This window comes from Robertmurraya mesotrionivorans, from assembly GCF_050971805.1.
Taxonomy (GTDB): domain Bacteria; phylum Bacillota; class Bacilli; order Bacillales; family Cytobacillaceae; genus Robertmurraya_A.
In genome coordinates this window covers 285,752-286,740 of the sequence record NZ_JBPCCH010000001.1, presented here as the reverse complement: position 1 = coordinate 286,740, position 989 = coordinate 285,752, and the positions used below count along the sequence as shown (strand labels likewise).

Below are 989 nucleotides of genomic sequence, written 5' to 3'. Positions count from 1 at the left end.
TGATGTAAAGCACCTGACCGGTCCGTAGGTAATGTGACCATTACTGTCGTTTTATAACCTTTGATATCAATGGTTTTTGGTTGAAGTGGGATGTTTTTTTTTGATAGTACGATAAATCTTGTATGGTTAAAGTCGTAGTCGTGAATATTATCTTTTGCAACAGCTAGTCCATATTCTTTAGCAGCTAGTTGATTCGCAATAGCGGCTACGTTTTCATCTGGATGTTCGATAATATACTTCGCTGCAGCAGCTGTACTCGTTGCATTCTCACAAGGTACGCCTTTTAATGATCCGTGAAGGAACTTATGACATTGAGCAATGGCATGCGGATGGCTTAATACTTTTGTTACCTCCTGCCATCTCTCTTTCACAGATGGATGTACAAGTAAATGCTGTTTTACAGGAGTTGTAACCTCAGCAATAATCGGTAAGTTAATTTCATGAATTAAATAATCCAATGTAATATTTACCGATCCTTCTAACGTATTTTCAAGCGGAACAACCGTTACGTCAACCTCTTCCTCCATTACTGCATCTAAGCAATCCGGAATTGTAGCATAAGGAATTCGCTCCTCGTGAGGAAACATTTCTCTTGTCACTAAATCAGTAAACGTGGCTCTTGGTCCTAAAAATGCTACTTTCAATATTCTCTCTCCTTTGTTACCACAATCCATATCTCTCTTTTTATCACTTTATCACTTTAAACAAAATATGTATACAAATGAAAAACAGGGCGGAAGCAATTTATGCTCCTGACCCTAATACTTCAACCTTCTCTACAAATTCCATCCTGCGTAATCGTGCAAGCAGTTCTTCAATTTCAATAGCCATATCTGTCGTATTTAAAGATAGCGTTACGTTGGCCCTACCTTGAAGTGGGATTGTCTGATGAATAGTCAATACGTTACAACCAGATGATGCTACCACACCAAGTAGCTGTGAAAGCGTACCTGAGCGATCTTCTAGATGAAAAAACAAGGTAATTAGCC

At 38.6% G+C, this 989-nt stretch carries 2 protein-coding genes; both read right to left on the bottom strand.

The window, feature by feature from the left end:
• A partial coding sequence (pheA, locus tag ACRX5O_RS01400) for a prephenate dehydratase (protein ID WP_433904304.1) occupies positions 1-644 on the bottom strand: 644 nt, incomplete at its 3' end.
• Between the two features lie 100 nt (positions 645-744).
• On the bottom strand, positions 745-989 hold a 245-nt coding region (locus ACRX5O_RS01395; RefSeq protein WP_433904303.1), incomplete at its 5' end, for an ACT domain-containing protein.